The 2,738-nt window shown below is 41.9% G+C and carries 3 protein-coding genes; all 3 read left to right on the top strand.

Going from position 1 to position 2,738, the window contains the following annotated elements; all coding sequences use genetic code 11:
* Positions 1-3 precede the first annotated feature (3 nt).
* Positions 4-1,143 carry a DegT/DnrJ/EryC1/StrS family aminotransferase gene (locus tag LWP20_RS18005; protein WP_242929570.1) on the top strand — a complete coding sequence of 380 codons (1,140 nt, stop codon included), beginning with the start codon at positions 4-6 and terminating at the stop codon, positions 1,141-1,143.
* On the top strand, positions 1,143-1,715 hold the full coding sequence (locus LWP20_RS18000; protein ID WP_242929569.1) for an acyltransferase: 573 nt from the start codon (positions 1,143-1,145) through the stop codon (positions 1,713-1,715). The genes LWP20_RS18005 and LWP20_RS18000 overlap by 1 nt, the downstream gene beginning before the upstream one ends.
* Before the next feature lies 1 nt (position 1,716).
* A partial coding sequence (locus tag LWP20_RS17995) for a Gfo/Idh/MocA family protein (RefSeq protein WP_242929568.1) occupies positions 1,717-2,738 on the top strand: 1,022 nt, incomplete at its 3' end.

Below are 2,738 nucleotides of genomic sequence, written 5' to 3'. Positions count from 1 at the left end.
TATATGAGAATCCAGATGGTCGACCTACAGGGTCAATATCATAAAATAAAGCCTGAGCTCGATGCTGCGATTACTGAAGTACTTGAAACGACTGCTTTCATCAATGGTCCGGCTGTAGATCTTTTTGCCCAAGAGCTTGCTTCCTATAACAAAGCAGGACATGTTATTCCTTGCGCCAATGGTACCGATGCCCTTCAACTGGCGATGATGGCACTGGATCTTAAGCCCGGCGATGAGGTTATTGTTCCTACTTTCACTTATGTGGCCACTGCAGAAGTCATTGCATTGTTAGGTCTTACGCCTGTCTTTGTAGATGTTTACCCTGACACCTTCATGCTTTCGGTTGAAGAAGCAGAAAAAGCTATCACTTCCAAAACAAAAGTAATAGTACCTGTGCATTTATATGGACAGTGTGCCAACATGGAGGCCATTATGGAGCTGGCAGATCGTTATAACCTCTATGTGATTGAAGATACGGCTCAGGCAATAGGCGCTGAGTATACGTTCAATGATGGTACGCTGAAAAAGGCTGGAACAATCGGTCATATTGGTACTACTTCGTTCTTTCCATCAAAGAATTTAGGTTGCTATGGAGATGGAGGTGCTATTTTTACCCAGGAAGAAGATTTAGCCAAGAAACTGAAAATGATAGCCAATCATGGGCAAAAAGTAAAATACTACCATGACATCGTTGGAGTAAATTCAAGATTAGATACTCTTCAGGCTGCAATTCTGAGAATCAAGTTAAAGCATCTAGATACTTACAGTACTAACCGCAATAAGTCTGCAGCCTTTTATGACAGGGAACTAGGTACAGTAGAAGAAGTAATAATCCCAACAAGGGCAAATAATACGACCCACGTCTTTCATCAATACACACTAAAATGTGTAGGTTTTGATCGTGAGGAATTGAAAGCATTTCTGCATAGCAAAGGTATACCTACAATGGTGTATTATCCTGTACCTCTACATCAGCAGAAGGCTTACAGCCATTACACTCAGGCAGCTGATGGCTATCCAGTATCAGAACAGCTTTGCAGACAAGTCTTATCTCTTCCAATACATACAGAACAGAGCGAAGAAGAACTGCTATTTATTACTGATTCTATTAAAGAATTTGTTCAAAAAACAGTATTATCTTAATGAGTTATTATGCCCATGAGACAGCCATAATTGATGAGGGCTGCACAATTGGAGAAGGAACAAAGATCTGGCACTTCTCCCACATCATGCCGGACTGCACGATTGGAGAAAGATGCAATATAGGTCAGAACGTGGTAATTTCTCCACAAGTAGTGCTTGGCAACAATGTAAAGGTGCAGAACAATGTCTCTATTTATACAGGGGTTACCTGCGAGGATGATGTGTTTTTAGGCCCCTCTATGGTTTTTACCAATGTAATAAATCCAAGAAGTGCTGTAAATCGCAGAGATCAATATGCCAAGACTCATGTTGGTAGAGGTGCCTCTATTGGTGCAAACGCCACTATAGTATGCGGCCATGATATTGGCGAGTTTGCCTTCATAGGTGCCGGAACAGTGGTAACAAAGCATGTACCGGCCTATGCGCTCGTAGTTGGTAATCCCTCAAAGCAAATTGGCTGGATGAGTGAATATGGGCACAGACTCGAATTCAACAAGGAGAACATGGCCACCTGCCCGGAGAGTGGGCAGGTCTATAAGTTAGAAAATAACCAGGTTTATAAGATTTCTTAAAATGCCTTTCCAGGAGAGAAAAATAAAGTTTGCAGTAGTAGGTCAGGGACATATTGGTAAACGGCACGCCGAAATGGTGCTGCGCAATGAAGAATGCGAGTTGGTGGCACTAGTTGATGTAAAAGAAAAAGCAGAACTAAACCTGCCGGAAGAATCTGTTGATGTACCATTCTTTAGTTCAATAGAAGATCTACTTCAATCACCCATTGAAGTAGATGTAATCAATATTGCCAGCCCTAATGGCTTTCATGCACAGCAAGCTATGCTGTGCCTAGAGGCAAGAAAGCATATTGTGGTTGAAAAGCCAATGGCTCTTACAAAGCTGGACGCAGAAAAGGTCATTTTTAAAGCTTTGCATGTGCACAAGCATGTCTTTGCCGTAATGCAGAACCGCTACTCCCCTCCTTCTATCTGGATCAAAGATCTTATAGAAAGTGGTAAGCTGGGAAAAATCTTTATGGTTCAGCTAAACTGTTACTGGAACCGGGATGACCGCTATTACAAACATGAAAGCTGGCATGGGAAAAAAGACCTGGATGGTGGAACTCTGTTTACTCAGTTCTCCCACTTTATTGATATTATGTATTGGCTTTTTGGCGATATAGACAACATACAAGCTAAGTTCAATGACTTTAACCACCAGCATTTAACTGATTTTGAAGATTCAGGTTTTGTGAGCTTTGACTTTGTCAACGGCGGCATGGGAGCTATCAATTATTCTACTTCTGTTTGGAACCAGAACCTGGAAAGCAGCATGACCATAATTGCTGAGAACGGGAGTGTGAAAATCGGTGGGCAGTATATGGATAAAGTAGAGTACTGCCATGTGAAGGATTACCAGATGCCGGAATTAGCTCCTACAAACCCCGGCAATGATTACGGCGCCTACAAGGGTTCTGCGCAGAACCATCACTACATTATAGAAAACGTGGTTGATGTACTGAAAGGAAGAAATACCATTACCACCAATGCCCTTGAAGGACTAAAAGTTGTGGAGATGATTGAAAGAATTTATGCTATTAA

The organism is Pontibacter vulgaris, from assembly GCF_022758145.1.
In the GTDB taxonomy this organism is placed as follows: Bacteria; Bacteroidota; Bacteroidia; order Cytophagales; family Hymenobacteraceae; genus Pontibacter; species Pontibacter vulgaris.
The sequence above is the reverse complement of the archived record's forward strand: the minus strand, read 5'-3'. Positions and strand labels throughout refer to the sequence as shown.